The organism is Pseudomonas sp. NPDC087598 (genome assembly GCF_044743525.1).
In the GTDB taxonomy this organism is placed as follows: Bacteria; Pseudomonadota; Gammaproteobacteria; order Pseudomonadales; family Pseudomonadaceae; genus Aquipseudomonas.
In genome coordinates, this window is the sequence record NZ_JBIUWQ010000026.1 from 56822 (window position 1) to 82870 (window position 26049).

Below are 26049 nucleotides of genomic sequence, written 5' to 3' on the forward strand. Positions count from 1 at the left end.
GCGTGATGATGCTGCGAGTTTTGATCTTGAGTCTTACCCTCTTTACTGGCTTTGCCCAGGCGACAGTCCTACAGCGCCCGGTATCTTTGGATACCGGCACGGGCGAACTTTTCGGCTCGCTGTTGCTGCCAAAATCCGACAACCCGGTACCGGTTGTCCTGATTATTTCTGGCTCCGGCCCTACGGATCGTGACGGAAACAACCCCGACGGCGGGCGCAATGACAGCCTGAAACGGCTGGCGTGGGTGCTGGCCAAACACAACATCGCCAGCGTGCGTTACGACAAGCGCGGTGTGGCCGCCAGCCTCGCGGCCACGCCGGACGAGCGCAATCTGTCGGTGGAAGCCTATGCGGCCGACGCGGTGGCCTGGGGACAAAAGCTCAAGGGTGATCCGCGTTTCGGCAAACTGATCGTGCTTGGCCACAGTGAAGGCGCACTGATCGCCAGCCTCGCCGCGCCAAAACTCGATGCGGCGGCGGTGATTTCCCTGTCCGGCAGTGCCCGCCCGGTCGATCAGGTAATCCGCGAGCAACTGGCCCGCAGCCTGCCACCAGCACTGATGTTGCGCAGTAATGAATTGCTCGACAGCCTCAAGGCCGGTCATACCGACGACAACGTGCCGGCGCCGTTGCAGGTGATTTTCCGCCCGAGCGTGCAGCCGTATCTGATTTCATTGTTCCGTCAGGATCCGGCTAAAGCCTTCGCGCAATTGCAGATGCCGGCACTGATCGTCCAGGGCACTAACGACATTCAGGTCGGCACCGAAGACGCGAAGCTGCTCAAGGCTGCCAAACCGGACGCCAAACTGGTGGTGATCGAAGGCATGAACCACGTGATGCGCATCGTGCACAACGACATGAAGCGGCAATTGGCCTCCTACAAGGACCCGAATTTGCCACTGGCGGCAGAACTCGGTTCGCAAATCATCGAGTTTATTGACGGACTTCGCACCCGTTAAACGGTGTTTGCCCTCTAGTCTTGCAGGAAACGGCCGATAAGCCTTTGTCGCCAGCGTCTCGGCTGGCGACAAGCAGGGCTTGGACAGGATCTCGCCGTTATGACTGATACCCAGACTTCACCCGACACCACCGCTGAAAAAGACGCACCGCCAGCGGTCGAGCTGCCGTGGGCGGATGTCCACGTCGAGCACCACAAGATGCTCCGCCTGGCCCCGCTGCAAACCGACCGCCACACCGGTGGACGGCCGCTGCGTTTTGTCGAGTTCGGTTACGCCGAGCGCCACAGCAAAGAACACAGCCTGATGCGCATGGCGATCAAATTGCCGAGCCAGCGGGTGCGCAAAGAACAGAACCATCTCGATGTATGGGCCGACCACACCACCAAACGTGTGCATTTCGGGCCGGACAGCGGCTTGCAGATCGAACCGTTGAACCGTGGCATCGGCCGTTTCGTCGCCGCGCAAGGCATCAACTGGGCGAAGAAGCGCTGGCCCACCTACACCGTCGACGGCATGGACTTGAACAACAAGGACGCGCTGAACGAAGACACTCGCCTGCGTCGCGATCATTTTTTGCGCGTGCATGGCTTTGATGTGGTTTACGCCGATGCCCAGCATTTGAAGGGCAGCATCAAAGACGTACTGGTCGGTGATCTGCTCGGTGACTGGAACAGCGAGAAGCTGCAGATCGTCGAGATTCTTGAAGCAGCGCAGATGCTCCAGCAGGCCGAGCAGAACCTGGCTGAGCAGGAAGTGAAGCTGAAGAAGCAGGAAGATAAAGTCAGCAAGTTCAAGCGGGAAGACGCTGGATTGCGCTTTACGATTACCTGTTTGGTAGCGTTTGCGGTGTTTCAGGCGGGGTTGTTGATCTGGATTGCTACGCACCGGTAATACATTGAGACCGAGGCGTCCCCATCGCGGGCAAGCCACGCTCCCACAGGTTTTGTGTCGTACCCAGATGTTGCGGTACACATGGAACCTGTGGGAGCGGGCTTGCCCGCGATGCTTTTAAGGGTCAGACGCGGGAGGCGAACAGGGCCTGGTGGTCGCGGCACTGCTCCGCTGTCAGCATGAACACGCCATGTCCGCCGCGCTCGAATTCGAGCCAGGCGAAGTCGACTTCCGGGTACAGCGCGTCAACGTGCACCTGGCTGTTGCCCACCTCGACAATCAGCAAGCCCTTCTCGGTCAGGTGATCCGCCGCTTCAGCCAGCATCCGCCGAACCAGGTTCAGACCATCGTCACCGCAGGCCAGACCCAACTCGGGTTCGTGTTGATATTCATCCGGCATGTCGGCGAAATCTTCCGCATCGACGTAGGGCGGGTTCGACACGATCAGGTCGAAACGCTGTCCCGGCAGACCATCAAAACCATCGCCCTGCACGGTGTACACACGCTCATCGACACCGTGGCGCTCGATATTTTGATTAGCCACTTCCAGCGCTTCGAACGACAGATCAGCCAGCACCACTTCGGCGTTCTGGAACTCGTAGGCGCAGGCGATACCGATACAGCCTGAGCCGGTGCACAGATCAAGAATTCGCGCAGGCTCGGTGCCAATCCACGGTGCAAAGCGGTTTTCGATCAGCTCGCCAATCGGCGAACGCGGAATCAACACACGATCGTCGACAATGAACGACATGCCGCAGAACCAAGCTTCGCCCAACAGGTAAGCGGTCGGAATGCGCTCTTCGATGCGGCGTTTGAGCAGGCGCTGCAGGTTGACCAGCTCGTCGTCTTCCAGCGCGCAGTCGAGGTAGCTGTCGGCGATTTCCCATGGCAGGTGCAATGCACCTAGCACCAACTGCCGGGCTTCGTCCCAGGCATTGTCGGTGCCATGGCCGAAAAACAGATCCTCCCCATGGAAGCGGCTGACGGCCCAACGGATGTGGTCGCGCAGGGTACGAAGTCGGGAAGTGATCACGGGGCAGAACTCCAGAAAAAACGACTGGCGATTCTACCAGCCAAAACGCGCCACGACGACGCAGGAAAAATACCGGCGCGACAGTAGGAGCTTTCTGTTTTATGCGACAGCTATTGAACAGAACGTGTAACTTGACAAGGCTGCAGGCCAGTAACGACGGTGCCTACGATGGTAGCGATTCACAGAACCGCTCAGCCAGAGGACAATGTCGCAAAAGCCCCACCCCAAGGAGCCCCAGAATGTCCGTTCCAAAAACGATGTTTCAACTCAGCGGTCGCGGTTACGCAGCGGCCACGTTGAGCCATGCCACCGTGGTCATCATCGATGCCCAGAAAGAATATCTCAGCGGCCCGCTGGCCCTGAGCGGTATGGACGCGGCTGTCGCGAACATCAAACAAGTGGTTGCCGCAGCCCGCGCAGCCGGTCGGCCGATCGTGCACGTGCGCCACCTCGGCACCGTCGGTGGCCTGTTCGACCCGCAGGGTGAACGCGGTGAGTTCATCCCCGGCCTCGAACCGCAGGGAGACGAAACCATCATCGGCAAATTGCTGCCGAGCGCTTTTCATGGCACCGAGTTGCTCGATCGTCTACAAAACCTTGGCTCGCTGGACCTGATCGTCTGCGGCTTCATGAGCCACTCCAGCGTCAGCACCACCGTACGCGCGGCGAAAAACCTCGGTTTCCGTTGCACCCTGGTTGAAGACGCCTGCGCCACACGTGACCTGCCCTTCAAGGGTCGCGTGCTCAGTGCCGAACTCGTGCAGGAAGCCGAAATGGCGATCATGGCCGACAACTTCGCCACCCTCGCACTGACTCAAGATCTGATCTGATCCATTCAGATCAAGCACGAATGAGCGGCTCACTGCGCCGCTCATCCGCAAAGTCCTCTCATTTGCCGCAAATGCCATAGCCTCAGGAACAACACGGTCAACTCCCGGTCGAAGGGCCGATACCCATTGAGGAAGGTCGGAATGAAGTTATCCGATGGATTTGACGCACGCCGCTTGCGGCCCAAAGGCCAAAGCAATTGGCGTTTTCGTTTCGGCGCGGCGATCGCCGCCATTCTGGCGACGTTCGGCGTACTGCTGGCGATGGCCGGAGCCGCCAGCCTGCTCGGGCACCCACCGGCACTCGGCGACTTGAATGCCACGCCGATGGGTTCGGCGATTATTCTGGCGGTCGGTTTGTTGTTTCTGTATTTCGGTGTCGCCCTGTGGCGTCGCTGCCGCCGTCGCGCACGGCAATCGCGGGAACTGAACATGTCCCCGCACCTGATGAAAAAACACGACTGAATCACCGGCCTGGCTTTTTGCCGGGCCGTTTTGTTTCGACTTGGGTAAACTGGCCGCCCTTCGCGGAGGCTGACATGCAAGACGACGATTTTTCCCTGTTCAAAAGTGCGATCCAAGGCGTCAAGCCGATCAAGCACGACCGCGCCGAGACCGGCAAACCCAAGGCTGACCGCGCCCGGATCGCCAAGCTGCGCCAGTCCGCCACCGTGCGCACCGATGCCACCACCGTTGACGGTCTGTCCGATCAGTTCGTGATCGACGTCGGCCCGGAAGATGAGTTGATGTGGTCCCGCGACGGGGTGCAGGAAAGCCAGATGCGCAAGCTCAAGGTCGGTCAGATTCCGTTCGAAGGCAGCCTCGACCTACACGGCATGAGCGTCGAAAAGGCCCGGGAAACCCTTTGGGCGTTTCTCGCTGAAGCGACCAAGTTCGAAATTCGCTGTGTACGCGTCACCCACGGCAAGGCGGTGCGCCTTGACGGCAAGCGGCCGATGATCAAAAGCCACGTCAACACCTGGTTACGCCAGCACGCGCAGGTACTGGGTTTCTGCTCGTGCCAGGCGAAACATGGTGGTGCCGGCGCGGTTTACGTGATGCTTAAACGCACCATGATGGAAGGTCGCGACGAATAATCCGGTTACACCGAACTTGCAGGGTCGTCGTATCTACTACCACTGCCCAGCGGTTTGACGGCTGGGCCATGGCGATCCTGCGATCCTTTCCCTCAACTTAAGGCAGTCGGCTTTGCACCCACTGCCTGCGCTCGACGCGATAACCGGATTTCAATGAGTGACAGGTGACAGCGCATCGTTTGCTGACGATGAGGGCACATAAACTGAATTGCTCTGCTCATGTTCCTCTTGGTAGGCCTTTTCGATGCGGTAGGTAAGTTCCTCTTCAAGGTTGTCATAGTCGACGTTTTTGCCGTCCTCGCCGCGCAGACCACCATAGTTGAACACTACAAGATGCTTACGAAAGCCTTTACCCTTACGCGCACTGGGCATTTTGAAAAAGATCTTCCACCGGCTGTCATTAAAGTTCGGCAGGGTGTCAGCCTTTTCGGCAATGATATGAAGTACCGTATTGAGTTGCATCTGAGCTATCCCGCTATACGATTCGACCTCTGTAGCTTCAATCGATGTGTAGGGGACCAACCCATCAGCATTGAAAAACCAGATGCCCTTGTCTTTGAGGATCATCAAAGTTTGCGAACCGGCGTTCCGGTTCAGCCACGCCATGCCCAGGTACCATACCGAACACACTAGCAGTAGCGCAGCGATTCCATTGGACTCCATACGGAACCCCTGGATGGCCATCGCCAAGAATACAACTCCACCCAGTAAAGCTCTCACAGGCACGCGGCGACGCTCTGTGAACGCCATATCATTGATTGAACCTTCCATGATTTTCCTTTGGCTAACAGGTGCGAAAATCGCATCCCGGTAATGCAAAAAGCCCTTTCGGGCCGTCGTTTTAAATGAACCTTTCCATCAAGCCTTCTTGCCTTCGGAATGCCCAGGCTCAGCCTCGATACCCAACTGCTTTCAACTTCCTTACAGGGTATAGGTCGACCTGTGGCCTTTCCGGGTACATCACCAATCAACTTTTTTTGCGATTTTACTCGATAAATCGCTTACGTGAGATAACGACTCTTCCACGTCTTCTTCATGGATAACGCCCTGGACGAATTGCATAAACTCCGAACAGATTTACTTCACGAAATCAGTTTGGCTTTCTTTAGTTCCGAGGTGCTTCTGCGGAGCCCTCGCAAACGCGCCGAATCGCCCTACGTGTTCCCGCCAACCAAGAACCCTGAATTCACTCACCCGTCGAGTGTGACCGACAAACACTTCCAGGCCGCACTGACGGAATTGGGGATTCGCGCCCGCCGGCCATACAACTGCCGACACACATACGCTACCATGTGCCTCATGGCGGGTATGAACCCTGCGTTTATTGCCACTCAGCTCGGTCATAGCGTTCAGATGTTGCTATCGACTTACGCCCGATGGATCAATTCCAGCACCGACTGGGGTGAACTCGGTAAGCTCGAAAACAGCTTGATTGGTACAAAATTGGTACAGACAGAAACAGTACCCCTCTGAAACCCTTATGGAATCAGCCCCTGTGACACTGGAACAGAATTACACCGCGATCCTCGGCCAATTGGGCGAGGACGTCTCCCGCGAGGGCCTGCTCGACACGCCGAAGCGTGCCGCCAAAGCCATGCAGTACCTCTGCCGCGGTTATGAACAGACGCTCGAAGAGGTCACCAACGGTGCCCTGTTCAGCTCCGACAACAGCGAAATGGTGCTGGTCAAGGACATCGAGCTGTATTCGTTGTGCGAACACCACCTGCTGCCGTTCATCGGCAAGGCTCACGTCGCGTATATCCCGAGCGGCAAAGTGCTGGGCCTGTCGAAGGTAGCGCGCATTGTCGACATGTATGCACGTCGCCTGCAGATTCAGGAAAACCTCAGCCGCCAGATCGCCGACGCTGTTCAGCAGGTCACCGGCGCGCTGGGCGTTGCCGTGGTGATCGAGGCCAAGCACATGTGCATGATGATGCGCGGTGTTGAAAAGCAGAATTCGTCGATGATCACCTCGGTGATGCTCGGTGAGTTCCGTGAAAACGCAGCGACTCGCAGCGAATTCCTCAGCCTCATCAAGTAACTCGCAACAGAAAAAACCGGCGTTGATCGCCGGTTTTTTTTCGCCCGTGAAAAATCGGGTAAGCTGCGCGCCTTCTTCAATGTCCCTGTGAGGCTTGTAACGTGTTCGTCAAAGCGCTTCGTGTCGGCCTCGGCCAACTGATCATCTTCATCGATTTCCTCACCCGTCCGGGCAAGAAAAAACGCCCCGCCGCTGCCCAGGCCCAAGTGGACGCTGCGGCGAAGGATCTGACCCTTTATCAGTTCCACGCCTGCCCGTTCTGCGTGAAAACCCGCCGAACCTTGCGTCGCTTGAATGTGCCGGTGGCACTGAAGGATGCGAAGAACAACGAACAGGATCGTCAGACGCTGCTGGAACAGGGCGGCCGGATCAAGGTGCCTTGCCTGCGCATTGAAGAAAATGGGCAGACGACCTGGATGTATGAATCCAAGGTGATCATTGATTATCTGGATAAGCGGTTCGCGGCGGTCTGATGTTTTTGTATTGGGGCTGATGGCCCTATCGCTGGCAAGCCAGCTCCCACAGGTTTTGTGAACGACACAGATCATTGTGGGAGCTGGCTTGCCAGCGATGAGGCCCGCTAAGTCACCAAAAACCTCAGACAAAAATAAACCGGCCATCGAGCCGGTTTATTTGTTTTTCAGGCCGCTTTCTCTATCTGCGCCTGGCGAACCACCGCCGCCAGTCGCTTGAGCCCCTCATCCAGCCGCGCCGGATCGATGTGGCTGAAGTTCAGACGCAAATGCCCATGATGGTTATCCGGCTCCGGAAAGAACGGCTCACCCGGCATGAACGCCACATCATTGGCCAACGCTTGGTTGAGCAATGTCCGCGTATCCAGCGGCTGCTTCAATGTCAGCCAGAAAAACAGCCCACCCTGCGGCACATTCCAATCGGCCAGATCGGCAAAGTGCGTCTCCAGCGCCGCTTGAAAGCCGTCGCGCCGCTCACGGTAAAAACCGCGCAGCTCACTCAAATGCTGCTGATATTTCTCACTGCCAATCCACTGCAAGGCCTGCCACTGGCCGATGCGATTGGTGTGTAGATCCGCCGATTGTTTGAGTTTGAGCAGGTGCGGAAACAGGTCAGGGCTGGCAATCAGGTAGCCGACACGCAAACCCGGCAACAAGGTTTTCGACACGGTACCGGTGTAGATCCAGCTGGATTTCTTCAAGCGTCCGGCAATCGGTTTGGCGCTGCCGCCGTCGAAAGTCAATTCGCGGTAGGGCTCGTCTTCGATCAAAGTGACGCCGAATTCATCGAGCAACGCCGCCACCGCTGCGCGTTTGGCCTCGCTGTAGCGCACGGCGGACGGGTTTTGAAACGTCGGAATCAGGTAGATGAACGCCGGGCGATGCTGCTCCAGACGACTGCGCAATTGCGCCAGGTTCGGGCCATCGGACTCTTGCGGCACGGTCAGGCAATCGGCACCGAACAGCTGGAAAATCTGCAGCGCGGCGAGATAGGTCGGCGCTTCGAGCAGGATTTTCGTGCCCTTGTCGATGTACAGCTTGGCCGCCAGATCGAGGGTCTGCTGCGAACCACTGACCACCAGCACCTGACTCGCCTGACAGTCCAATCCTAGCGCCCTCGCCTCCGCTGCCAGCGCTTCGCGCAATGCCGGTTCGCCCTCGCTCATGCCGTACTGACCGAGGGACAGCGGCATGTCGGCCCATTCGACTTTCGGCAGCATGGCTTCGGCGGGCAGCCCGCCCGCAAATGACATCACTTCCGGACGCTGGGCCGCAGCGAGGATTTCACGGATCAAAGAACTTTTAAGGCGCGAGACACGTTCGGAAAAAGCCATGGAGGTCACCGGTAGCGAGGCGAATGAAAAATGAGTCAAACTTGTTGACTGAAACTACGACAGCTTGAGCGAGTACGTCAACATGCTTGACCTTAAAAATCCCAGCAGTCAGCAACAAGCCATGGAAGCGTTTTTCTTCGGCTATCAGGCGTTCACTGCCAAGGCTGATGAAATGCTTGAGCGCCGGGGCTTGTCCCGAGTGCATCAACGCATCGTGTTTTTCATCGCCCGGTATCCAAATTTGAGCGTCAAGGAGTTGCTGGCCTTGCTCGGAGTGAGCAAGCAGGCGCTGAACATGCCGTTGCGGCAGTTACAGGAAATGCATCTGGTGGAGAGCGTGGCGTCGCAAGCCGACAAGCGCAAACGGCTGCTGGAATTGACGGCTGAAGGGGCGAAGTTTGAACAGGCATTGCGGCGTGAGCAGGTGAAGCTGCTGGAGCGGGTATTTGCCGAGGCTGGGGAAGCGGCGGTGAATGGCTGGTTGGCGGTGAATCTGGCGCTGGGGAACAGTCAGACAGTTCTCGACTGATTGATCTGGCCTCATCGCTGGCAAGCCAGCTCCCACAATGGTTGGCGGTGTACTCAGCTGTACAGAACCACTCAAATCCTGTGGGAGCTGGCTTGCCAGCGATGAGGCCCTCGAAGGCGATATATCCCTATCGACGGACCTTTCGTAAACAAAACCAAAAACAATATTTGCTTTATTTGTACACAAAAGCATAATCCACAGCGAGCGAGTTCCTGACCGCATGGTCAACAAATTCGCGTATGCCTCAAAGGGCCGCTGCCACCCCTCATGGGTCCGGCCCTGGAAATAACAATAAAACTCTTGAGGAGTACTCGCTGTGGAAAGCCGCAAATCCGAAGCATCGACGCTGGACCTCTCGCCGCCGTTACGCAATGGCCTGCTGGAGCGCATCTTCAAACTCACCTTGCATGGCACCACGGTGAAGACCGAGCTGATTGCCGGTCTGACAACCTTCATCACCATGGCTTACATCATCTTCGTTAACCCGAACATCATGGCCGATGCCGGGATTGACCACGGTGCGGCCTTCGTCGCCACCTGTATCGCCGCCGCGCTGGGCTGCCTGTTGATGGGCCTGTACGCCAACTGGCCGGTGGGTCTGGCACCGGGCATGGGCCTCAACGCGTTCTTCACCTACACCGTGGTCGGCACCATGGGCTACAACTGGGAAACCGCGCTGGGTGCGGTGTTCGTCTCCGGTGTGCTGTTCATGATCCTGACCTTCTCACGGATTCGTGAATGGTTGCTCAACAGTATTCCGGTCAGTTTGCGCTTTGCGATGGGTGCCGGTGTCGGACTGTTCCTTGGGCTGATCGGCCTGAAAACCGCCGGTATCGTCGTCGACAGCCCGGCCACACTGATCAAACTCGGCTCTCTGCGCGAACCCGGCCCACTGCTCGCCGCGATCTGCTTCCTGATGATCGCGATCCTCAGCTACCACAAGGTTTTCGGCGCGATTCTCATCAGCATCATCACCGTGACCCTCGCCGGTTGGGGCCTGGGCATCGTGCATTACGAAGGGATCATGTCGACGCCGCCAAGCCTGGCCCCGACCTTCATGGCCATGAACGTTGCCGGCGTGTTCAACGTCAGCATGATCAGCGTGGTACTGGCTTTCCTCTTCGTGCACATGTTCGACACCGCCGGCACCCTGATGGGCGTGGCCCAGCGCGCCAATCTGGTCAACGCTGACGGCCGCATCGAAAACCTTTCCCGCGCAATGAAAGCCGACAGCGCCTCCAGCGTATTCGGCGCGGTGGTGGGCGTTCCGCCAGTTACAAGCTATGTGGAAAGTGCTGCCGGTGTGGCCGCTGGTGGTCGGACTGGTCTTACCGCAGTCACCGTAGGTGTGCTATTTATAGCGGCAATGTTTTTTGCACCGCTGGCCGGCATGATTCCGGCTTACGCCACGGCCGGTGCATTGATCTACGTAGCGATGCTGATGATGGGCGGCATGGCCCACATCGAATGGGACGAAGCCACCGACGCTATTCCGGCCATCGTCACCGCAATCATGATGCCGCTGACCTTCTCGGTCGCCGACGGCATCGCGCTGGGCTTCATTACTTACGTGGCGCTGAAAGCCGGCACCGGTAAGTACAAAGAGATTTCCGTGAGCCTGTGGGTGCTCTGCGCGATCTTCATCGCCAAGTTCATCTTCTTGTAAGCGTTACACGGTTCCGGCTTCAAATCAGCCTCACCCTTGCGGGTGGGGCTTTTGCACATTCGTAATACCCACAAAAAAAAGGAGCAAAGTGATGAGTCTGGAAACCTGGCTGCTGTTCAGCGGCGCTGCATTGGTGGTGATCCTTATTCCGGGGCCACTGTCATTGCTGATGATCAGCAACAGTCTGAATTACGGTCTGCGTCGTTCATACCCGGCGTTTCTCGGCGGTGTCTTTGCCTCGATCTGTTTGCTCAGTGCCTCCGCACTGGGTCTGGGCGCCCTGCTCCTCGCCTCGGAAAAACTCTTCAGCGCGCTGAAAATCGTGGGTGCGCTCTATCTGTTCTACCTCGCCTGGCAGAGCTGGCAGCAATCGCGTCAGCCTTCGACAGGCGCTGAAGTGCCGCAAGCGGCGCCGACACCCCGTTTCCGCGCACTGTTTGGTCGTGCTTTTGTGCTGGGTGCGAGCAACCCGAAAGACATCCTGTTCTTCGCAGCGTTCCTGCCGCAATTCCTGAGCGCAGAACAACCTTTCCTGCCGCAACTGTTGGTGATGATCGCAACCTGGACCGTGCTGGACCTGCTGTGCAAACTCGCCTACGGCCTCGGCGCCCATGGTGCAGCGCGCTATCTGCGCAGCGGTAAAGGACAGAGCTGGTTCAATCGCATCAGTGCCGGTCTGTTCGGCGGAGCGGGTGCCGCTTCCTTGCTCAGCAGTCACTGAGAAGTTACTGCAACTTACTGTTGATGTTGTTTAAATAGCCATTCTGGTTGCAAAATAATTGCAGCCAGGATGGCTAAATTTTTATCACTTCGAAAGTTTCGTCAAACAGTGGCGTTTGGCGACTATTCAGAACACTTTTCGAAAAACTATATTATAAGTCGTCAGCACGCTGAAATTCTGTGCAGTGATACATTGCCCAAGCTCGACATACCAGCAACAACATCCCGGCCCCAGCTCCGCATCAGGGTCTCTTACCCGATCAAGACCAAGAAAAAAAGGCCCAACTCGCAATCCGGCCTTGTCATGGCAAGAGAAGCCTGAAGCTTATTTCACACCTTACTGTTACTTCTACTTACCGATTAATGCCTGCAAATGCAATACATCGCAACAACCCGACGATATACACCAGTCGAAACTCGACATTAATATAGCCACGCCGCTAAATATTTATTTCGCCGAACAAGGATGTTCAAATGGCCACTCTTATACAAGAGTCTGAAATACAGCACGACTCCGTCGTCATTAACGATATTGGCCCTCAGCCTGCCAATACACGCACGGATTCCACTCTCGATCTGAAAACCGCGAGCCATGACGCTACCGATACAAAAAGCAAAACCCACACCAGCCAACTGAATCTTAACGACAAGCTTTTCGGGCCACTGGAAATTGGCCAGATTTCGGTGACACGGGTAGCTCTCGATGCACTGGGTGCAAGGATCAACGGCCAGCCCCTGAACGGTGACAACACCTTCTTTCGAGTGCCCAAGCGCTCTTTCGTCAATTCCTTGCAATTCAGTTTGACCGACATCGAAACCCATATGAAATCGGCCAACGGCAGGGATGCCTACCTGCTGCCGAATCTACTGTTCGATATCGCCAGCCGGCGGCCATTAACGGCTCCGCGCATGATCAGGGAAAATCCTGAAACCACTGTAGATCCGGGCAACCTTCGCAGCAAACTCGAGAAGCTGTTGAATGCCGCGCACAAGCTGGATTTGCGTCATGCCTCCTTGCCGAAAAACACGCCCGTCTGGGTTTCGAAGACGAAAAGCTATTCCGCTCTCGGCGCCAGCGTTGGGATTCAAGGCTTCGGGATATTCATGGGCATTCGGGGCGTATACGAAGCCATAAAAGTCGAAAACACCAATGAGGTGGTCATCAATGCCACGGGGATACTGACCGAAGTCAGTTCCATTGCCGTTGACCTGGCCATTACGCATGAAGCCACGCGCATGATCACGGCCGGGCAGCAGGCTTACAAGGATTTTGCCAGAACCCGTTTTGCAGTCAGGCTGAGCCGCTCTGGAGGCCTGATCGGCGGGGCACTGACGTTGCCGTTTGATCTATATACGGCGGTCAGATCCTTCACCGCAGCTGAAAACACCACGGGCAAAGAAGCCATGGATCAATACGTCAGTGCCGCGCTGAGCATTACCAGTGCTGCCATGACCGTCATCCTTGGCGCCGCAGCCATGGCCGGTTTTTCTTTCGCAGGCCCGGTGGGTCTTCTGGCGGGAGTCATGCTGGCAATCGGGTCTCAGGTTTATGGTGCGGTGCGGGCGGTGGATGACATTGATGATTACATCGAACTCTCCATCAATGAGCGCTGGCAGACAGGCTTTCTCGCGTTCTTTTTACAGGGACCACCGAGCGACGTTCAGAATCGTTTTCTGATCGCCAAAGCCAAAATCGATCACGCCAAACAGTTGAAGGAAAGTGCCAGGGCTTTGCTGGAGGGGCCATTGAAGGAGACCACCGAAGCCGTCGTCAACGGCAGCTTCGATGTGGAGCTCGTGACCGAGAGCGTCAGGAAGCAGAACTGGTGGACCAAAAAATGGGATTGGGACAGCGTTTCCACGCCAAAAATAAAAGACGGCGACGACGCCATTGACGCCCGCGAAGGGGTGACGGACAAGACCCCCGGCGCGGAAACAGGCACTGGGGGAGAAAACAAAGGCGTCCTGTGGTTCATGGGTGGCGGTGATGACGCCATACAAGGGGTGGAAAAAAAGCCGAACGCCTTCTATTTCGAGACGGGAAAAAAACAACTGACTGGCGGCGACAAGGATGACCACTTCGTATTCCAAGGCGCAGAAGTCGCCAGGCCTGAAGACGAACTTGCTGATCGCTGGACCTTGCGTGGCGGTGCGGGCAACGACTCGCTGATTCTGGGCAAGCTTGCTCAAAAATACGCGTATCCGAAAAAACCTTTGGCCGGCTACAACATTGATTTAGCCGCCGGAACCATCCACACCGTCACGCTTGATCCATTAACCGGAAAAGAGTTGAAGCGTAGTGCACACAGTACCGTCGAGAGTATCGAGAACGTCGAAACCATCGCTGATACTTCCACCACCGTCATCGGGACTGACGGGCGCAATGTGATCAAGGCGCGAGGCACCGACATCATCCGGGCCGGGGCTGGTAACGACCAGATTCATTTGCTGCAAGCGGGCGCATCGGTCTGGGGTGGACCCGGCCAGGATGAGTACTTCATTGATAATGTATCGGGCACTGTCTCGCTTTTCGAAGACGGCGTAGAGGACAGTGTGATTGTCCTCAATTTCAGAATGGAATTGATCGACCACTTTCTGGTGATGAAAGACGGCTCTCTGACGGTGGTGCTGAACTCTGATCTACATGGGAAAACCAGATTAGTCATCGCGGACGTCTATGAGCAAAAAGACGGTAAGTTAAAAATAAAAAATAACAAAATAACCTTTGTCACCAACGATCGATTCTATCTTGCACCCGATTTCCTTGAGTCGATAGATAGCGGTGGACACGTGACTCTGGACGCTATTATTTTAAAGCGTGGATTCCCAATAAATCCGATCATCCTTTATTCCGAAACCTGCGACACCAACCACGAAAATTATGTAAGTTATTACCTTCCGCGCAATGACAAAAATATCACCTTCCGTGCAATAAAACGCACACGAGAATGTATAAAAATCCACCTTGACTACGCCAGCAACGAACTCACCAAGGTAGAGGTTGCTTATGGTGCTGCGCAAGACGATGGCTACTGGTGGGGGTCTACCGATCTGATCTATCACTTTGGCGAAAAAAGCCTGAAGTTAGTAAGTTTTTCGAAAGAAAACCCTGGTTTACCCAAACGTACCAAGGAAATGGGTAAATTCCTTGAATACCTTCAGTACACACCCGAACAGAGGTACGTATTCGTCTTCAATGATGGAAATCAGATCTCTGCCAAAATCACTAAAATCGAACAGCCCACTGAGACGGACTATCCGGCGACTGGTTTTATTCGGTGGAAAAGCCTGCTGCCTATGCCTCTGAATTTCCGCTGGAGCGGGTCGAAATTCGAGTTACCCGAAAACGACGCCTACGCATTAAGTCCACGGGGCGCCTGCATCAACTTCTCCGCCGCTCCCGGGCAAAACGCGATGGAATGTCTGGAAGGTGCAGGCGGGACGTACATTCTTCACCTCGTTGCCGAGCAAAACATCAAGATCGGCACGCCGGGCGGTCTGGCCAGCGCGAGTGTCAGATTGCCGCACTCGTCGACCTGGGAACTTGATGCGACCAAGCTGGGCAATGTCGAAATCAGGCTTGAAAACAACAAACTCTATATCGGCACCTGCACAATTCATCTCCCGGAATACGGCAGTGAAGATATCATCGACACCGTGCACGTCATTGATGAAAAAGGAATTATCAGAACGGTCGATTTGTCATTTGATCTGATTACCATTACCGGCGTCGACGCTCAATACTTCATTGAACCACCAGACTTTCCTGTCGTTCTCTCGGGAAGCTATTCTCCAGTAGCGGAACTGGAACTCCCGGTGAGAAATGCTACCCTTTATCACTACCCGACTTTTGAGCTGAGCTACAGCTTCCCAAAACGTCGCTGGATTACCACCCCCTACATGACCAATATCATCAACAGCTCGCATCTTAAAGTTCACGGCCGGTGTAATCATCAGTTGCCCAAGCCGCAACTCACCTCCTTCCAACAGTCGATAGTGGCCCTGGATGAAGTGCCCGTCTCTTGATCCTTTAGTTCTACTTTCAACGATATAAATCCTGCGCACTCTGACGACAGAATAGTTTGAGCCTTGTCAACTTCCCCAGCCCCGACCCTCTCGGGGCTGCACTCAAGTGCGCTTCAAAAATGTGATGACACGCTCATCAAACGGAGTATCAATTCATGGCCAAATCGCCCAAAAAAATTCCGGTGGCTTCCGCAGGCGACACGTCGACGCCAACCACCCGAACTGGCGTTGACCTTCCCGCCGGCCACCGATTCCCGGATCTGCACCTGCCTGACAGCGATCCCGCGACAGGCCACTCAACGCGCCAATCGCAAATCCCGGTGGTTGATCAGCCCAACGTCGTCATAAGCAATCTGCCCGGCCACGGCGTTGATACCTATGGATTCGCCCGCAGCGAAATCGCCTGGCCACAAAGCCGCTACAACGAGTTGGTCGCTCTGGGCGCGGATACCGGACTGTTCAGAGGACCGGATTTGCGAACCTACGCGGAAATAGGCAGCGAAGGCCGCTTTCTGGTTGAACTCAGTGAACGCGGCGTTTACCACGTGCCCCTGTCTTTCGCACCCGGAGTTCCCGGGCCGATCCTGAGCAAAATCGAGGGTCAGCCACGCTGGCGCATCGAGCGGCCGGGCTGGCAATCGTCGCCGACAGCGGCGGCTTCCGTAACGCCGAAACCGCCAGCCTACTTGCCCCCACATTTGGCCGCCGTATTGACCAAAGCGGAGCTGGCATCCGACGGAATCCGCTACGACAAGCACAAGAAAACCTACGTAGACACGGCAGAAGGCACGGTAATGGTGCGCAAGGTCGGCGACGGTACCTACCGAGAGACATCCGCCAGCGAACTCTCTCCTTCCGGCCCCGAACTTGAAGCCGTTACGGGAACAACACTCTGGCGACGCAAGGCTAAGGACAGCGCCGAGCCCACTCGCGCCGCTGACGAACCGACGCCCGGTCCGAGCAAGCGTCCACGTCTTGACGAACCACAAGATCCTGCCGCCACCAGCACCCTCGCGTCTGAACAAACACCTTATTTCTGGCTGCCATGGGGCCACTTGAATCAGCCGACCACTGGTGAATCGGTGCAGCTCGGCTGGCTGCACTATCCCATCGTTCCCGTCGGCTCGGCGCCCCATCGCTTGCCCAAGGTGTATTACCTGCAACACCCGGAGTTTGCACCGTCGCACTTCGATGCCTTTGAGCGGATGCTGCAAACGGCGCCGGAACTCCAGCCGGTGGCCACCTTCCGCATCGGCACCGAGCCTGGAGAAGTGCGCCCCGGCAAGCGTTTTTTTGAAAAACCGCTAACGCAGTCCGTCGCCGAAACCTTTGCCGACTTCTCCGATTTCACGGCAAGAGCCGTTGCGCGAAAACTGTTCGAGCTTTCGGATAACGCCGCCACCATCACCGGCACCGGACTGAGCAACATTCAAACGGTCTTGAGCCAATGGAATCAAAAGCCCTTCCCCGCCACACCGGCGTTTGCCGACCCGCTGAACATGCTGCCGGTGGCGAAAACCATCGACATCGCAGGGAAAAAAGTCATCCCGCTGCACCCTCAGGTCGAAGGGGATTTGCAGCGACTGGTGTTTGATCCACAGCGTTTTCCATTCGAGTGGCAGAACTACAAAAAGGATCCGACCGATCTGAACCTCAGGCGTCTGGTCGGTGCCTTGCTGATTCGCAGCAGCTACGACGTCTTTCCTCTGACCCACGATCACCGCATGCCGACGCTGGTCTTCAAGCGCACAAATCATGATGAAGTGTTCTTTCTGAAACTCGGCGCGGTCGAGCATATCGGCCTGTCCCACGCACCGGGCAATGAACTGGCTGATCCGGGTCTGCCCGCACGTATCGGCAACGAGGCCTTTACTGCCCTGACGAGCGCAGCGGTTAAAGGCAAGGTGGTCTGGCTGATCGGGGGGGTAATGAAAGTCGAATCGAACCCGGAGGCCGTGTTTATTCTCAGAGAGCGCTGACAACGGCGGCTGCCCTCGCCGCACTGACGGTGAGGGCAGCCTCTGCCTCAGAGCATCAATCTCGTAAAGTTTTGCATCATGTGCCGTCGATACAAGACATATGTACCGCACACCACGTCCTCCGATTACCGAGCATTAGCTCCTTGAAGAACCCGTACTTCACTGGAGCATTGCAATGGCTAAATCGCCCAAGAAAATTCCGCTTTTACCTCCACCCGATAACGCGGCGAACCCCACCCGCCCCGTGACCGAACCACCGGCTGGCAGCCACGGCGATACCGGGCATTCGGTGCCGGCGCTGACCGGCACCGAGCCGACGCCTGGAACCTCGACCGGGAGCGGGGCCGACATAGCCGGCCGGCGCCCCAGCGTCATCATCAGCCAAATGCCTGAACCCGAACCTTACGCACCTGCGCGGCGTGCGTCTTCAGAAGGAGCCTCCCAACTACCTGACACACGTCAGGCGACACCTGCCATCGACGCGAATCTTCCTCCCGCCACGTTCATCGATCCGGCGCTGGCAGCCCTGCTGACCAGTGCCGACACCTCGGCGGAAGGCATCCGTTACGACAAACACAAAAAAACCTATGTCGATCTGGAGCACGGCACGGTGATGGTGCGCAAACATCCGGATGGCAGTTATCAGCAAACCCATCCCGGCGAATTGAGCCCGACCGGTGAACGGGTCGAGCAGATTCCGGGGTCGAAACGCTGGCGTCAGGTGGCGTCAAACCGCTCTCCGGTGGACGCTGATCTGCGCGTCGTCGAGGCCAGCGAACCTGTGCCAGGCCCCAGCAAACGGCCGCGTCTGCACGAGCCAACCAGCGCGACGGATGAAGCCGGAATACTGGTGGAAAGTCTTCTGTCCCAGCAACCGGACGCCCTGGATCTGTCGGCCGGGCAATGGCGAAACTGGGGCAAAACCACACCACCGGAATCAGGTCTATCCATCGAAATAGACGGTGCGCATTACCCGATCGTGGATCAAGGCATCCACCCCGTCACTGGCCTGGTCTATTTGCAGCACCCGGGCTTTGCCCCCGGACGCTACGACGCCTTTGAACAAATGCTCCGCCACGAGCCCTCACGCCAGCCGAAATGGGCGTTGAAACGCGATGGCCAATGGCGGGTCCTGGAAAGCCATCTGCCGTTTGAAATGCCCCTCAAGCAATACGTCGCCCACGCGTTCAAATACCTCTCCGATCACTCGTTGAGCAACCTCGCGCGCGCCGTCTTCGACCAGACCCACCCCTTCGGCACGGTGACTGGCCTCGGCCTTTCGGTGATGACCCTGACCTTTCGCCACTGGCTCGATCGCGTCAACAACGAGGCGCCCATGCGTGGGCTCATGGATCCACTGCTGATGTTGCCCAGACTGGCTGTTGAGCCGTTCACCATGGTGCCCGGTGGCGTGCTTTCGTTGCCCGCGCCCTCACCGCGTTTTTTGCAACGAATAGACTTCGACCCGCAACAGTTTCCGCTGGAATGGGGCACCTACGCAGCGGCCCCGACAGGTGCCAGTCTGCGCACGTTATTCAGCACGATCCTGCGGCAGAACGGTTACACCATCAATACGACCCCACGGGCGATGAGTGAAGGCGCGTTGCTGTTTCACCGCGAAGGCGTCGCCGCCGTATTTGTCTTGAAGTTGCCGCGTGTCACCGGCAGCACGATTGCCCGTTACAGCGTGCCCGGCGCGGAAATGGCCAGTCCGGCCTTCCAGACGAAACTCACCCAAGCGACCCGGCACACATTGAACATTCACCTGGCGCAGAACCAGATCGTTTATCTGGTGGGCGGCACGCAGCTAATCGCACCTGAAAAACCGACGTTGTTCATGGTTAGAGAGGGATGACTGTCGACCTTGCGTCCACTGCATCACTCGCCCACTGCGTTCCAGCATTCACATGGAAGAGAAACCCGATATGGCCAAAGCACCGAAGAAAATCCCACTCACTCCAGCCCCCGACACGTCCCTGGCAATCACCCGCATCGTGACAAACGAACCTGCCGGGCACCTTGCGCATACCGGCAGTTCCGATCCGGCAGCATCACTGGTTCGCACACCTGAAGCGGACGCCCAAAATCCTTCGTCGAACGCAAACCCACGCGCGCCAGCGGTCACCGTGAGCCATCTGCCCGAGTCTGTCGCAGCGCTGCTGGAAACCAATATGCGCACGATCAGCTGGCCGGCCGAAAATGCTCACCTGTTGCGCGCAATCAGCAGTCATCGCGGGTTGTACGAAAGCCCCGAGGGCGATACCTATGCGCATATCGCCAACGAGGGCTATTTTCGCGTCGACCGCCAATCCGATGGCCGCTATCGCCTGCACTGGCCAGAGGGTCTCGGCGAGGCGGGCCCGCTGCTCACGCACGTCGAGGGGCAACCTCACTGGCGCCCCGAGCAAGCCGCTAGGCCCGCGCACACGGCAGTGAATACCGAGACAGCGGCAAAGCCTTCATCACCACGGCCCTTGCCCGCCGATCAGGCGACCTGGCTGACCAGCGCACAAAGCACTTTGGACGGCATGCGCTACGACAAACGCAAAGCCACTTATGTCGATATGGAAGACGGAGCGACCTTCCTCGTGCGCAAACATCCGGCGGGCGGCTATCAGCAAGCCTCTGCCCACGAGCGCAATTCGCTCGGCGCGCGGGTCGAGCAAATTCCCGGAAGCAAACGCTGGCGAACCCGGGCGGCCGACGATCAGTTACCGGGACCCAGCAAACGTGCGCGCCTGACAAATGCCCATCAACCGGCACTGGCACGCCCATCGTCTGGCCTTACACCCGAGGCGCAGCCCGCGTCCGGAGTCTGGAAAAGCTGGGGCAAAACCAGCAAACCCGAATGGAATGACTCCATAGACATAGAGGGCCTGCACTATGTGATCGTGCCGCAGCGCATGCAGACCGATACGCTGCTCGTCTATCTGGAAAACCCACTGTTCACGCCTGGCCGATACGACGCCTTCGAACAGATGTTGCAGACCGATCCGTCTCTGCAACCGAAATGGGCGGTTAAAACCGCTGATACCTGGACAGTCGTGGAGCAACGCCCGTTTGAGGGATCATTGACCGAGTACGTCGGCAAAACCTTCCTGGATTTATCGCATCAGTCGTCGAACGCCATCGCCAGAACCGTGTTCAATCAGGCTAACCATTCCGAAGTCATCAACGGTGATGGACTGCGCATTCTCTTCGACACGCTGTATCACTGGGAAAACAGAACCAGCTCGGCGGCACCGAGAGCGGAACTGGCCGACCCGTTATTGCTGCTACCCATCCTGCCGGCACAACCCAGTGCCGATCTGCTGGGGCACAACCTCATGCTCCCGTCGCCGTCCGGCGAAGCCTTCCAGCGACTCGATTTCGATACCAGCCGATTCCACCAGCAATGGCGCGATGCGCTGGACACGCCGGGCAGCAGCCTGCGCGCGATGTTCAGCGATCTTCTCGAACACAGCGGGTATGCGGTCGATCGTACCAGCCGCATGTTCAGCGATGACGCGTTGATCTTCAAACGGGAAAACCTCGACAGCGTATTCGTCCTCAGGTTTCGCCCCAGCGCTGCCGACGGCACGCTGTATCGAGGCATGGACCCGGCTTCTGAACTGAGCGGCGAAGGGTTCAGGAGCAGGGTCGAGAAATCGAAATGGAGCCAGATGCTCGAGCCCGGCAAGGTCGTCTATCTGGTCGGCGGTACACAGCCAATCTCTGCACAACAGACGTTGCTCTTCATTGTGAGAGAAGGCTGACATCCAGCGGCAGGCACACCTGTTTCAGGCGCACTGCAAGGTGCAGTGCGTCACCCGGATCCATCACGAATATCGAGCTAACCAGAATGGCCAAAACACCGAAAAAACTACCTGGCACCGTTTCACCTGATTCATCTACATCCCCTGTGCGGCCTGTGACTGATGCGCTTGACGGCACTCAAAGAATTGCCGGAAACACTGACTCCGTCTTCCCCGCAGCAGAGAAGCCCTTTGCACGTGTCCGCGAAAGTGCAGACGAAAACAATCCGGTCTCGGCGGTTTCCGTCAGCAATATGCCCGCAACGTCGTGGCCAACGCCGGATGCCGCTCGCCGATCGATTACCTGGCCGGCGGATCAAGTGCATCTGTTGCGTCCACTGGCGAGTGACAGCGATCTGTTCATCAGTCCGGATGGCAGGACATATGCCCACGTCGAAAACGAGGGCCACTTTCTGGTTGAACGCCAACAGGATGGTCGTTATCAGGTGCCTTTCGACTTCACACCGGACTTGCCCGGGCCTTTTTTGCATAAGGTTAGCGGCCAGTCATCGTGGCGTTTCGAACTGCCGGCCTGGCTTGCGGCGGACTCGCCAGCCAGCCCGACTCCTGCGGCCATTACCGCGCGCGCATCCGCGAAAACGCCCGGCGTTCTCGCGCCTCATCTCGCCGCACGGCTATCCGATCCGGCGACGTCAGCGCAGGGCATCCGCTATGACAAGCACCGTAAAACCTATGTCGACACCGCAGAAGGCACCGTCATGGTCGGCAAAAACGCCGACGGTGAGTATCAGCAGACTTTTGCCAGCGAACTGAAACCTTCCGGCGAACGGGTGGAACAGATTCCCGGATCAAATCGCTGGCGCCGAAAAGTAGCGAACGCCACAAACGCTGCCGAGCCTACGCCGACAAATAATCGACGACCGGCCGAGCAATCGCAGGCAGACGAGTCAGGCCCAAGCAAACGTCCGCATCTCACCGCACATGACGAGACGGCATTGCCCCATCAGCCGGATGATTTCAACGGCGATCACCAGCCGACATGAACCTTACGCAAAGCTGATACCGAGCCCTTTCGGACCATATTCGACAGACGAAAAAAAGCCCGCAGTGTGAGCGGGCGAAAGACCAAAGAAGCTATATGCGCAGTCGCTTCCCGGTGGGGGCAGCTGCTTGGGGGTCAGCTGCCCCGATACGTGGAATAGCTGTAAGGCGAGATCAGCAATGGCACGTGGTAGTGATCCTGTTCGGCAGAGATGCCGAAACGCAGCACGACCACGTCCAGAAACGCCGGCTCCGGCAGTTGCACGCCACGGGAGCGGTAGTAATCGCCAGCGTGGAACTGAACCTGATAAACCCCGGTACGGTAATCGTCGCCCTGCAGCAACGGCGCATCGACCCGGCCATCGCTGTTGGTTATCGCACTGGCGACCAATTCCAGTTGCGAACCTTCAACGCGGTACAGTTCGACCTTGATCGAACTGCCCGGGCAACCGTGTGCAGCGTCCAAAACGTGTGTAGTCAAACGTCCCATTGATTCTGCGCGCCTGGCCGCAAAGAGCAGTCAGACCTCGCGCCTCCCGAAGTCAGATAAAAAGGAGACCGCACCGTTTCGAAGCACGAAAAGTTGCGGCGAGCGACTGATTAAGACACTTTTCAAAAAAATTGTACACAATAAAAACGACATTTTTCACATCACCCCCGCCATCCGGGACTTTCCCCGCGTTCTGCCAGCAAAGCGCCTGATCATTGAACCTCCTATCCATTAGCTGACTGGTCAGGCAGGTTTCTTGCAGGCTCACGCCATTAACAGCAAAAGATGACAGTCGGTGAAAATTGCGAAAATTCAGGCTTACAAATTGAGAATAAAGTTGTATACAATCAGCGCATCGCTGTGACGCCAGCCTGCACACTCACCGCCGGGCCGTTACACCAACTGTCAACGAATAAGAAGGAAGACTGCAGTGAGCGCTGACTACCCACGCGACCTGATCGGTTACGGCAGTAACCCTCCTCACCCCCACTGGCCGGGCAATGCCCGCATCGCCCTGTCCTTCGTACTCAATTACGAAGAAGGCGGCGAGCGCAACATTTTGCACGGCGACAAAGAATCCGAAGCCTTCCTGTCCGAGATGGTTGCCGCCCAGCCGCTACAAGGCGCGCGCAACATGAGCATGGAATCGCTTTACGAGTATGGCAGCCGTGCCGGCGTCTGGCGGATTCTGAAACTGTTCAAGGAATTCGACATTCCTCTGACCATCTTCGCCGTCGCCATGGCCGCCCAGCGCCACCCGGATGTAATCCGCGCAATGGTCGAGGCCGGCCACGAGATCTGCAGCCACGGCTACCGCTGGATCGACTATCAGTACATGGACGAAGCGCAGGAACGCGAGCACATGCTCGAAGCGATCCGCATCCTCACCGAACTCACCGGTGAGCGTCCGCTGGGCTGGTACACCGGTCGCACCGGTCCGAATACCCGTCGTCTGGTGATGGAAGAAGGTGGTTTCCTCTACGACTGCGACACCTACGACGACGACTTGCCCTACTGGGAACCGAACAACCCGACCGGCAAGCCGCATCTGGTGATTCCGTACACCCTCGACACCAATGACATGCGCTTCACCCAAGTGCAGGGTTTCAACAAGGGTGACGATTTCTTCGAATACCTCAAAGACGCCTTCGACGTGCTCTATGCCGAAGGTGCCGAAGCGCCGAAAATGCTCTCGATCGGTCTGCACTGCCGCCTGATCGGCCGTCCGGGTCGCCTCGCCTCGCTCAAGCGCTTCATCGAATACGCCAAAAGTCATGAACAGGTGTGGTTCAGCCGTCGCGTCGACATCGCGCGCCACTGGCACGAAACCCAGCCGTACCAAGGGGCCGCCAAATGAGCCGTTTTCAAACCCTGCAACCGTCGACCCTGAGCCGCGACGCCTTCGTCAAAGCCTTTGCCGACATCTACGAACATTCGCCATGGGTAGCCGAGAAGGCCTACGACCTGGGCGCAGACGCTTCGATCGACGAGATCGAAACCCTGCACCAGCGCATGAGCGACATCCTGTTGAGCGCCGATCACGCCAGTCAACTGGCACTGATCAACGCTCACCCGGACCTGGCCGGCAAAGCTGCCGTCCAGGGCCAGTTAACCGAAGCCAGCACCAATGAACAGGCTGGCGCCGGTATTCACCAATGCACGGCCGAAGAGTTTTCTCGCTTCACCGAGCTGAACGACGCCTACAAAGCCAAGTTCAAGTTTCCCTTCATCATGGCGGTAAAAGGCAGCAACCGGCATCAGATCCTCGCGGCGTTCGAAACGCGCATTCACAATTCGGTCGACACCGAATTCAAATGCGCGCTGGCGGAGATCAACAAGATCGCCCTGTTCCGTTTACTGACTCTTTAGCAAGCCTGGCCCGAGCATGTCAGACGCGGAGAATGCCCAGGGCCTCGCAAGCATCCCCAGCCACTTATTTAAAGGCAGACAAGAAGAATGAAAGCTTACGCCGTACCTTTCGAGAAGTTCGTCAACCTGGCCGATGCCCGTCTGGGCACCAAAATCATTTCGGTCACAGATGACTGGTTCGCAGACGCCAATCGTCTGTTCCAACCGACCCCGGCCGTATGGAAGGAGGGCGTGTTCGATGACAACGGCAAGTGGATGGACGGCTGGGAATCGCGCCGCAAGCGCTTCGAAGGCTTCGACAGCGCAGTGATCCGTCTGGGCGTACCGGGCTCGATCAAAGGCGTGGACATCGACACTTCATTCTTCACCGGCAACTTCCCGCCATCGGCCTCCCTGGAAGCTTGCTTCCTGGCCTCGGGCGAGCCTGATGAAAACACCCAGTGGACTGAGGTGCTGTCGGCCGTCGAGCTGCAAGGCAACAGCCACCACTACCACGAAATCAGCAACGACAAAGCGTTCAGCCACCTGCGCTTCAACATCTACCCGGACGGTGGTGTTGCCCGTCTGCGCGTGTACGGCATTCCGTTCCGCGACTGGTCGGCTGTTGGCGACAACGAGCAAGTCGATCTGGCAGCAGCCCTGAATGGTGGCCGCGCCCTCGCCTGCTCCGACGAACACTTCGGCCGCATGAGCAACATCCTCAACCCGGGCCGTGGCATCAACATGGGCGACGGTTGGGAAACTGCACGTCGTCGTACCCCGGGCAATGACTGGGTCATCGTCGCGCTGGGCCACCCGGGCGAGATCGAGAAGATCGTCGTCGACACCCTGCACTTCAAAGGCAACTACCCGGACACCTGCTCGATCCAGGGCGCTTTCGTCAAGGGCGGTACTGACAGCCAGATCGAAACCCAGTCGCTGTTCTGGCGCGAACTGCTGCCAAGCCAGAAGCTGGAAATGCACGCCGAGCACACCTTCGTCGAGCAGATCAAGGCGCTGGGCCCGATCACCCACATCCGTCTGAACGTGTTCCCGGACGGTGGTGTAAGCCGCCTGCGCGTATTGGGCAAGGTCGCTAAATAAGCGTTGAACCCATTCGCGAGCAGGCTCGCTCCCACAGGGGATTGCATTCCAAATGTGGGAGCGAGCCTGCTCGCGATAGCAATAGAACAGTCAACAACGAATTCGGATAAGAAGAACAGCATGCGCACACTACAGATTGAACCGCTGACCAAAGAAGCCTTCGCCCCTTTCGGTGACGTGATCGAAACCGACGGCAGCGATCACTTCATGATCAACAACGGTTCGACCATGCGCTT

General features: G+C 57.3%; 24 protein-coding genes. 20 read left to right on the forward strand and 4 right to left on the reverse strand.

The genetic code is table 11. From position 1 onward, the window contains the following. Positions 1-5: 5 nt before the first annotated feature. Together ACIOWE_RS15925 and ACIOWE_RS15930 are read left to right on the forward strand one after the other, a co-directional pair. Positions 6-959, forward strand: coding sequence for an alpha/beta hydrolase (locus tag ACIOWE_RS15925; protein ID WP_401393076.1), 954 nt, complete (start codon positions 6-8; stop codon positions 957-959). A 99-nt stretch (positions 960-1058) separates the two neighbouring features. Beyond that, on the forward strand, positions 1059-1850 hold the full coding sequence (locus tag ACIOWE_RS15930; RefSeq protein WP_401393079.1) for a hypothetical protein: 792 nt from the start codon (positions 1059-1061) through the stop codon (positions 1848-1850). 124 nt (positions 1851-1974) lie between these two features. On the opposite strand, the gene prmB is transcribed toward ACIOWE_RS15930, so the two are convergent. Further along, positions 1975-2883, reverse strand: coding sequence for a 50S ribosomal protein L3 N(5)-glutamine methyltransferase (gene prmB, locus ACIOWE_RS15935; RefSeq protein ID WP_401393082.1), 909 nt, complete (start codon positions 2881-2883; stop codon positions 1975-1977). Positions 2884-3122: 239 nt separating this feature from the next. Here prmB and ACIOWE_RS15940 point away from each other — a divergent pair, with 239 nt between their 5' ends. The 3 genes from ACIOWE_RS15940 to ACIOWE_RS15950 all read left to right on the forward strand — a co-directional run bounded on the left by ACIOWE_RS15940 (position 3123) and on the right by ACIOWE_RS15950 (position 4807). Beyond that, entirely contained in the window at positions 3123-3713 is a 591-nt protein-coding gene (locus ACIOWE_RS15940) for a cysteine hydrolase family protein (protein WP_053118675.1), read from the forward strand. Between the two features lie 141 nt (positions 3714-3854). After that, on the forward strand, positions 3855-4175 hold the full coding sequence (locus tag ACIOWE_RS15945) for a hypothetical protein (protein WP_201239387.1): 321 nt from the start codon (positions 3855-3857) through the stop codon (positions 4173-4175). A gap of 74 nt (positions 4176-4249) precedes the next feature. Then, positions 4250-4807, forward strand: coding sequence for a Smr/MutS family protein (locus ACIOWE_RS15950; RefSeq protein WP_401393086.1), 558 nt, complete (start codon positions 4250-4252; stop codon positions 4805-4807). Positions 4808-4957: 150 nt separating this feature from the next. Here the strand turns inward: ACIOWE_RS15950 and ACIOWE_RS15955 are convergent, their stop codons facing one another. Continuing rightward, a complete protein-coding gene (locus tag ACIOWE_RS15955; protein ID WP_401393089.1) occupies positions 4958-5578 on the reverse strand; it encodes a hypothetical protein in 621 nt (206 codons plus the stop codon). 264 nt (positions 5579-5842) lie between these two features. Here ACIOWE_RS15955 and ACIOWE_RS15960 point away from each other — a divergent pair, with 264 nt between their 5' ends. From ACIOWE_RS15960 to ACIOWE_RS15970, 3 genes are all read left to right on the forward strand, one after another. Beyond that, on the forward strand, positions 5843-6280 hold the full coding sequence (locus ACIOWE_RS15960) for a hypothetical protein (RefSeq protein ID WP_401393092.1): 438 nt from the start codon (positions 5843-5845) through the stop codon (positions 6278-6280). A gap of 22 nt (positions 6281-6302) precedes the next feature. Beyond that, positions 6303-6848 carry a GTP cyclohydrolase I FolE gene (folE, locus tag ACIOWE_RS15965; protein ID WP_010456659.1) on the forward strand — a complete coding sequence of 182 codons (546 nt, stop codon included), beginning with the start codon at positions 6303-6305 and terminating at the stop codon, positions 6846-6848. Positions 6849-6949: 101 nt separating this feature from the next. Further along, positions 6950-7321, forward strand: coding sequence for a glutathione S-transferase N-terminal domain-containing protein (locus ACIOWE_RS15970; RefSeq protein WP_401393095.1), 372 nt, complete (start codon positions 6950-6952; stop codon positions 7319-7321). A gap of 167 nt (positions 7322-7488) precedes the next feature. Here ACIOWE_RS15970 and ACIOWE_RS15975 read toward each other — a convergent pair whose 3' ends face one another. Then, positions 7489-8655 carry a PLP-dependent aminotransferase family protein gene (locus ACIOWE_RS15975; RefSeq protein WP_401393098.1) on the reverse strand — a complete coding sequence of 389 codons (1167 nt, stop codon included), beginning with the start codon at positions 8653-8655 and terminating at the stop codon, positions 7489-7491. Positions 8656-8737: 82 nt separating this feature from the next. Between ACIOWE_RS15975 and ACIOWE_RS15980 the strand changes: the two genes are divergently transcribed. The 8 genes from ACIOWE_RS15980 to ACIOWE_RS16015 all read left to right on the forward strand — a co-directional run bounded on the left by ACIOWE_RS15980 (position 8738) and on the right by ACIOWE_RS16015 (position 22373). Further along, positions 8738-9184, forward strand: a complete 447-nt coding sequence (locus tag ACIOWE_RS15980) for a MarR family winged helix-turn-helix transcriptional regulator (RefSeq protein WP_401393101.1) — start codon at positions 8738-8740, stop codon at positions 9182-9184. A gap of 316 nt (positions 9185-9500) precedes the next feature. After that, a complete protein-coding gene (locus ACIOWE_RS15985) occupies positions 9501-10850 on the forward strand; it encodes an NCS2 family permease (protein WP_201239381.1) in 1350 nt (449 codons plus the stop codon). Between the two features lie 91 nt (positions 10851-10941). Next, complete coding sequence (locus ACIOWE_RS15990; RefSeq protein WP_401393104.1) at positions 10942-11571, forward strand: LysE family translocator; 630 nt, start codon at positions 10942-10944, stop codon at positions 11569-11571. 473 nt (positions 11572-12044) lie between these two features. Then, the gene (locus ACIOWE_RS15995) at positions 12045-15596 is read left to right on the forward strand and encodes a calcium-binding protein (RefSeq protein WP_401393107.1); all 3552 of its coding nucleotides are present in this window, start codon (positions 12045-12047) and stop codon (positions 15594-15596) included. Between the two features lie 155 nt (positions 15597-15751). After that, positions 15752-17575 carry a hypothetical protein gene (locus ACIOWE_RS16000; RefSeq protein WP_401393110.1) on the forward strand — a complete coding sequence of 608 codons (1824 nt, stop codon included), beginning with the start codon at positions 15752-15754 and terminating at the stop codon, positions 17573-17575. Positions 17576-17750: 175 nt separating this feature from the next. Further along, positions 17751-19430, forward strand: a complete 1680-nt coding sequence (locus ACIOWE_RS16005) for a hypothetical protein (RefSeq protein WP_401393113.1) — start codon at positions 17751-17753, stop codon at positions 19428-19430. Positions 19431-19500: 70 nt separating this feature from the next. Continuing rightward, positions 19501-21330, forward strand: a complete 1830-nt coding sequence (locus ACIOWE_RS16010; RefSeq protein WP_401393116.1) for a hypothetical protein — start codon at positions 19501-19503, stop codon at positions 21328-21330. A gap of 86 nt (positions 21331-21416) precedes the next feature. Next, a complete protein-coding gene (locus tag ACIOWE_RS16015; protein ID WP_401393119.1) occupies positions 21417-22373 on the forward strand; it encodes a hypothetical protein in 957 nt (318 codons plus the stop codon). 134 nt (positions 22374-22507) lie between these two features. Here the strand turns inward: ACIOWE_RS16015 and uraH are convergent, their stop codons facing one another. After that, a complete protein-coding gene (gene uraH, locus ACIOWE_RS16020) occupies positions 22508-22861 on the reverse strand; it encodes a hydroxyisourate hydrolase (protein ID WP_401393122.1) in 354 nt (117 codons plus the stop codon). A 430-nt stretch (positions 22862-23291) separates the two neighbouring features. Here uraH and puuE point away from each other — a divergent pair, with 430 nt between their 5' ends. The 4 genes from puuE to ACIOWE_RS16040 form a co-directional block, all read left to right on the forward strand. Continuing rightward, a complete protein-coding gene (gene puuE, locus ACIOWE_RS16025; protein ID WP_102359073.1) occupies positions 23292-24218 on the forward strand; it encodes an allantoinase PuuE in 927 nt (308 codons plus the stop codon). Continuing rightward, the gene (gene uraD / locus ACIOWE_RS16030) at positions 24215-24730 is read left to right on the forward strand and encodes a 2-oxo-4-hydroxy-4-carboxy-5-ureidoimidazoline decarboxylase (RefSeq protein WP_103303785.1); all 516 of its coding nucleotides are present in this window, start codon (positions 24215-24217) and stop codon (positions 24728-24730) included. The genes puuE and uraD overlap by 4 nt, the downstream gene beginning before the upstream one ends. Before the next feature lie 87 nt (positions 24731-24817). Beyond that, positions 24818-25813: an allantoicase gene (gene alc, locus ACIOWE_RS16035; RefSeq protein ID WP_095191513.1), complete on the forward strand. Its 996-nt coding sequence runs from the start codon at positions 24818-24820 to the stop codon at positions 25811-25813. A gap of 120 nt (positions 25814-25933) precedes the next feature. Further along, positions 25934-26049: ureidoglycolate lyase (locus ACIOWE_RS16040; protein ID WP_401393128.1), on the forward strand; the 116-nt coding region annotated here is incomplete at its 3' end.

Excerpts from the sequence above, each read along its gene's own strand:
- ACIOWE_RS15925 (WP_401393076.1), top strand. The coding sequence starts at position 6 with ATGATGCTGCGAGTTTTGATCTTGAGTCTTACCCTCTTTACTGGCTTT.
- ACIOWE_RS15930 (WP_401393079.1), top strand. The coding sequence starts at position 1,059 with ATGACTGATACCCAGACTTCACCCGACACCACCGCTGAAAAAGACGCA.
- ACIOWE_RS15940 (WP_053118675.1), top strand. The coding sequence starts at position 3,123 with ATGTCCGTTCCAAAAACGATGTTTCAACTCAGCGGTCGCGGTTACGCA.
- ACIOWE_RS15945 (WP_201239387.1), top strand. The coding sequence starts at position 3,855 with ATGAAGTTATCCGATGGATTTGACGCACGCCGCTTGCGGCCCAAAGGC.
- ACIOWE_RS15950 (WP_401393086.1), top strand. The coding sequence starts at position 4,250 with ATGCAAGACGACGATTTTTCCCTGTTCAAAAGTGCGATCCAAGGCGTC.
- ACIOWE_RS15955 (WP_401393089.1), bottom strand. The coding sequence starts at position 5,578 with ATGGAAGGTTCAATCAATGATATGGCGTTCACAGAGCGTCGCCGCGTG.
- ACIOWE_RS15960 (WP_401393092.1), top strand. The coding sequence starts at position 5,843 with ATGGATAACGCCCTGGACGAATTGCATAAACTCCGAACAGATTTACTT.
- ACIOWE_RS15975 (WP_401393098.1), bottom strand. The coding sequence starts at position 8,655 with ATGGCTTTTTCCGAACGTGTCTCGCGCCTTAAAAGTTCTTTGATCCGT.
- ACIOWE_RS15980 (WP_401393101.1), top strand. The coding sequence starts at position 8,738 with ATGCTTGACCTTAAAAATCCCAGCAGTCAGCAACAAGCCATGGAAGCG.
- ACIOWE_RS15990 (WP_401393104.1), top strand. The coding sequence starts at position 10,942 with ATGAGTCTGGAAACCTGGCTGCTGTTCAGCGGCGCTGCATTGGTGGTG.
- ACIOWE_RS15995 (WP_401393107.1), top strand. The coding sequence starts at position 12,045 with ATGGCCACTCTTATACAAGAGTCTGAAATACAGCACGACTCCGTCGTC.
- ACIOWE_RS16000 (WP_401393110.1), top strand. The coding sequence starts at position 15,752 with ATGGCCAAATCGCCCAAAAAAATTCCGGTGGCTTCCGCAGGCGACACG.
- ACIOWE_RS16005 (WP_401393113.1), top strand. The coding sequence starts at position 17,751 with ATGGCTAAATCGCCCAAGAAAATTCCGCTTTTACCTCCACCCGATAAC.
- ACIOWE_RS16010 (WP_401393116.1), top strand. The coding sequence starts at position 19,501 with ATGGCCAAAGCACCGAAGAAAATCCCACTCACTCCAGCCCCCGACACG.
- ACIOWE_RS16015 (WP_401393119.1), top strand. The coding sequence starts at position 21,417 with ATGGCCAAAACACCGAAAAAACTACCTGGCACCGTTTCACCTGATTCA.
- uraH (WP_401393122.1), bottom strand. The coding sequence starts at position 22,861 with ATGGGACGTTTGACTACACACGTTTTGGACGCTGCACACGGTTGCCCG.
- uraD (WP_103303785.1), top strand. The coding sequence starts at position 24,215 with ATGAGCCGTTTTCAAACCCTGCAACCGTCGACCCTGAGCCGCGACGCC.
- alc (WP_095191513.1), top strand. The coding sequence starts at position 24,818 with ATGAAAGCTTACGCCGTACCTTTCGAGAAGTTCGTCAACCTGGCCGAT.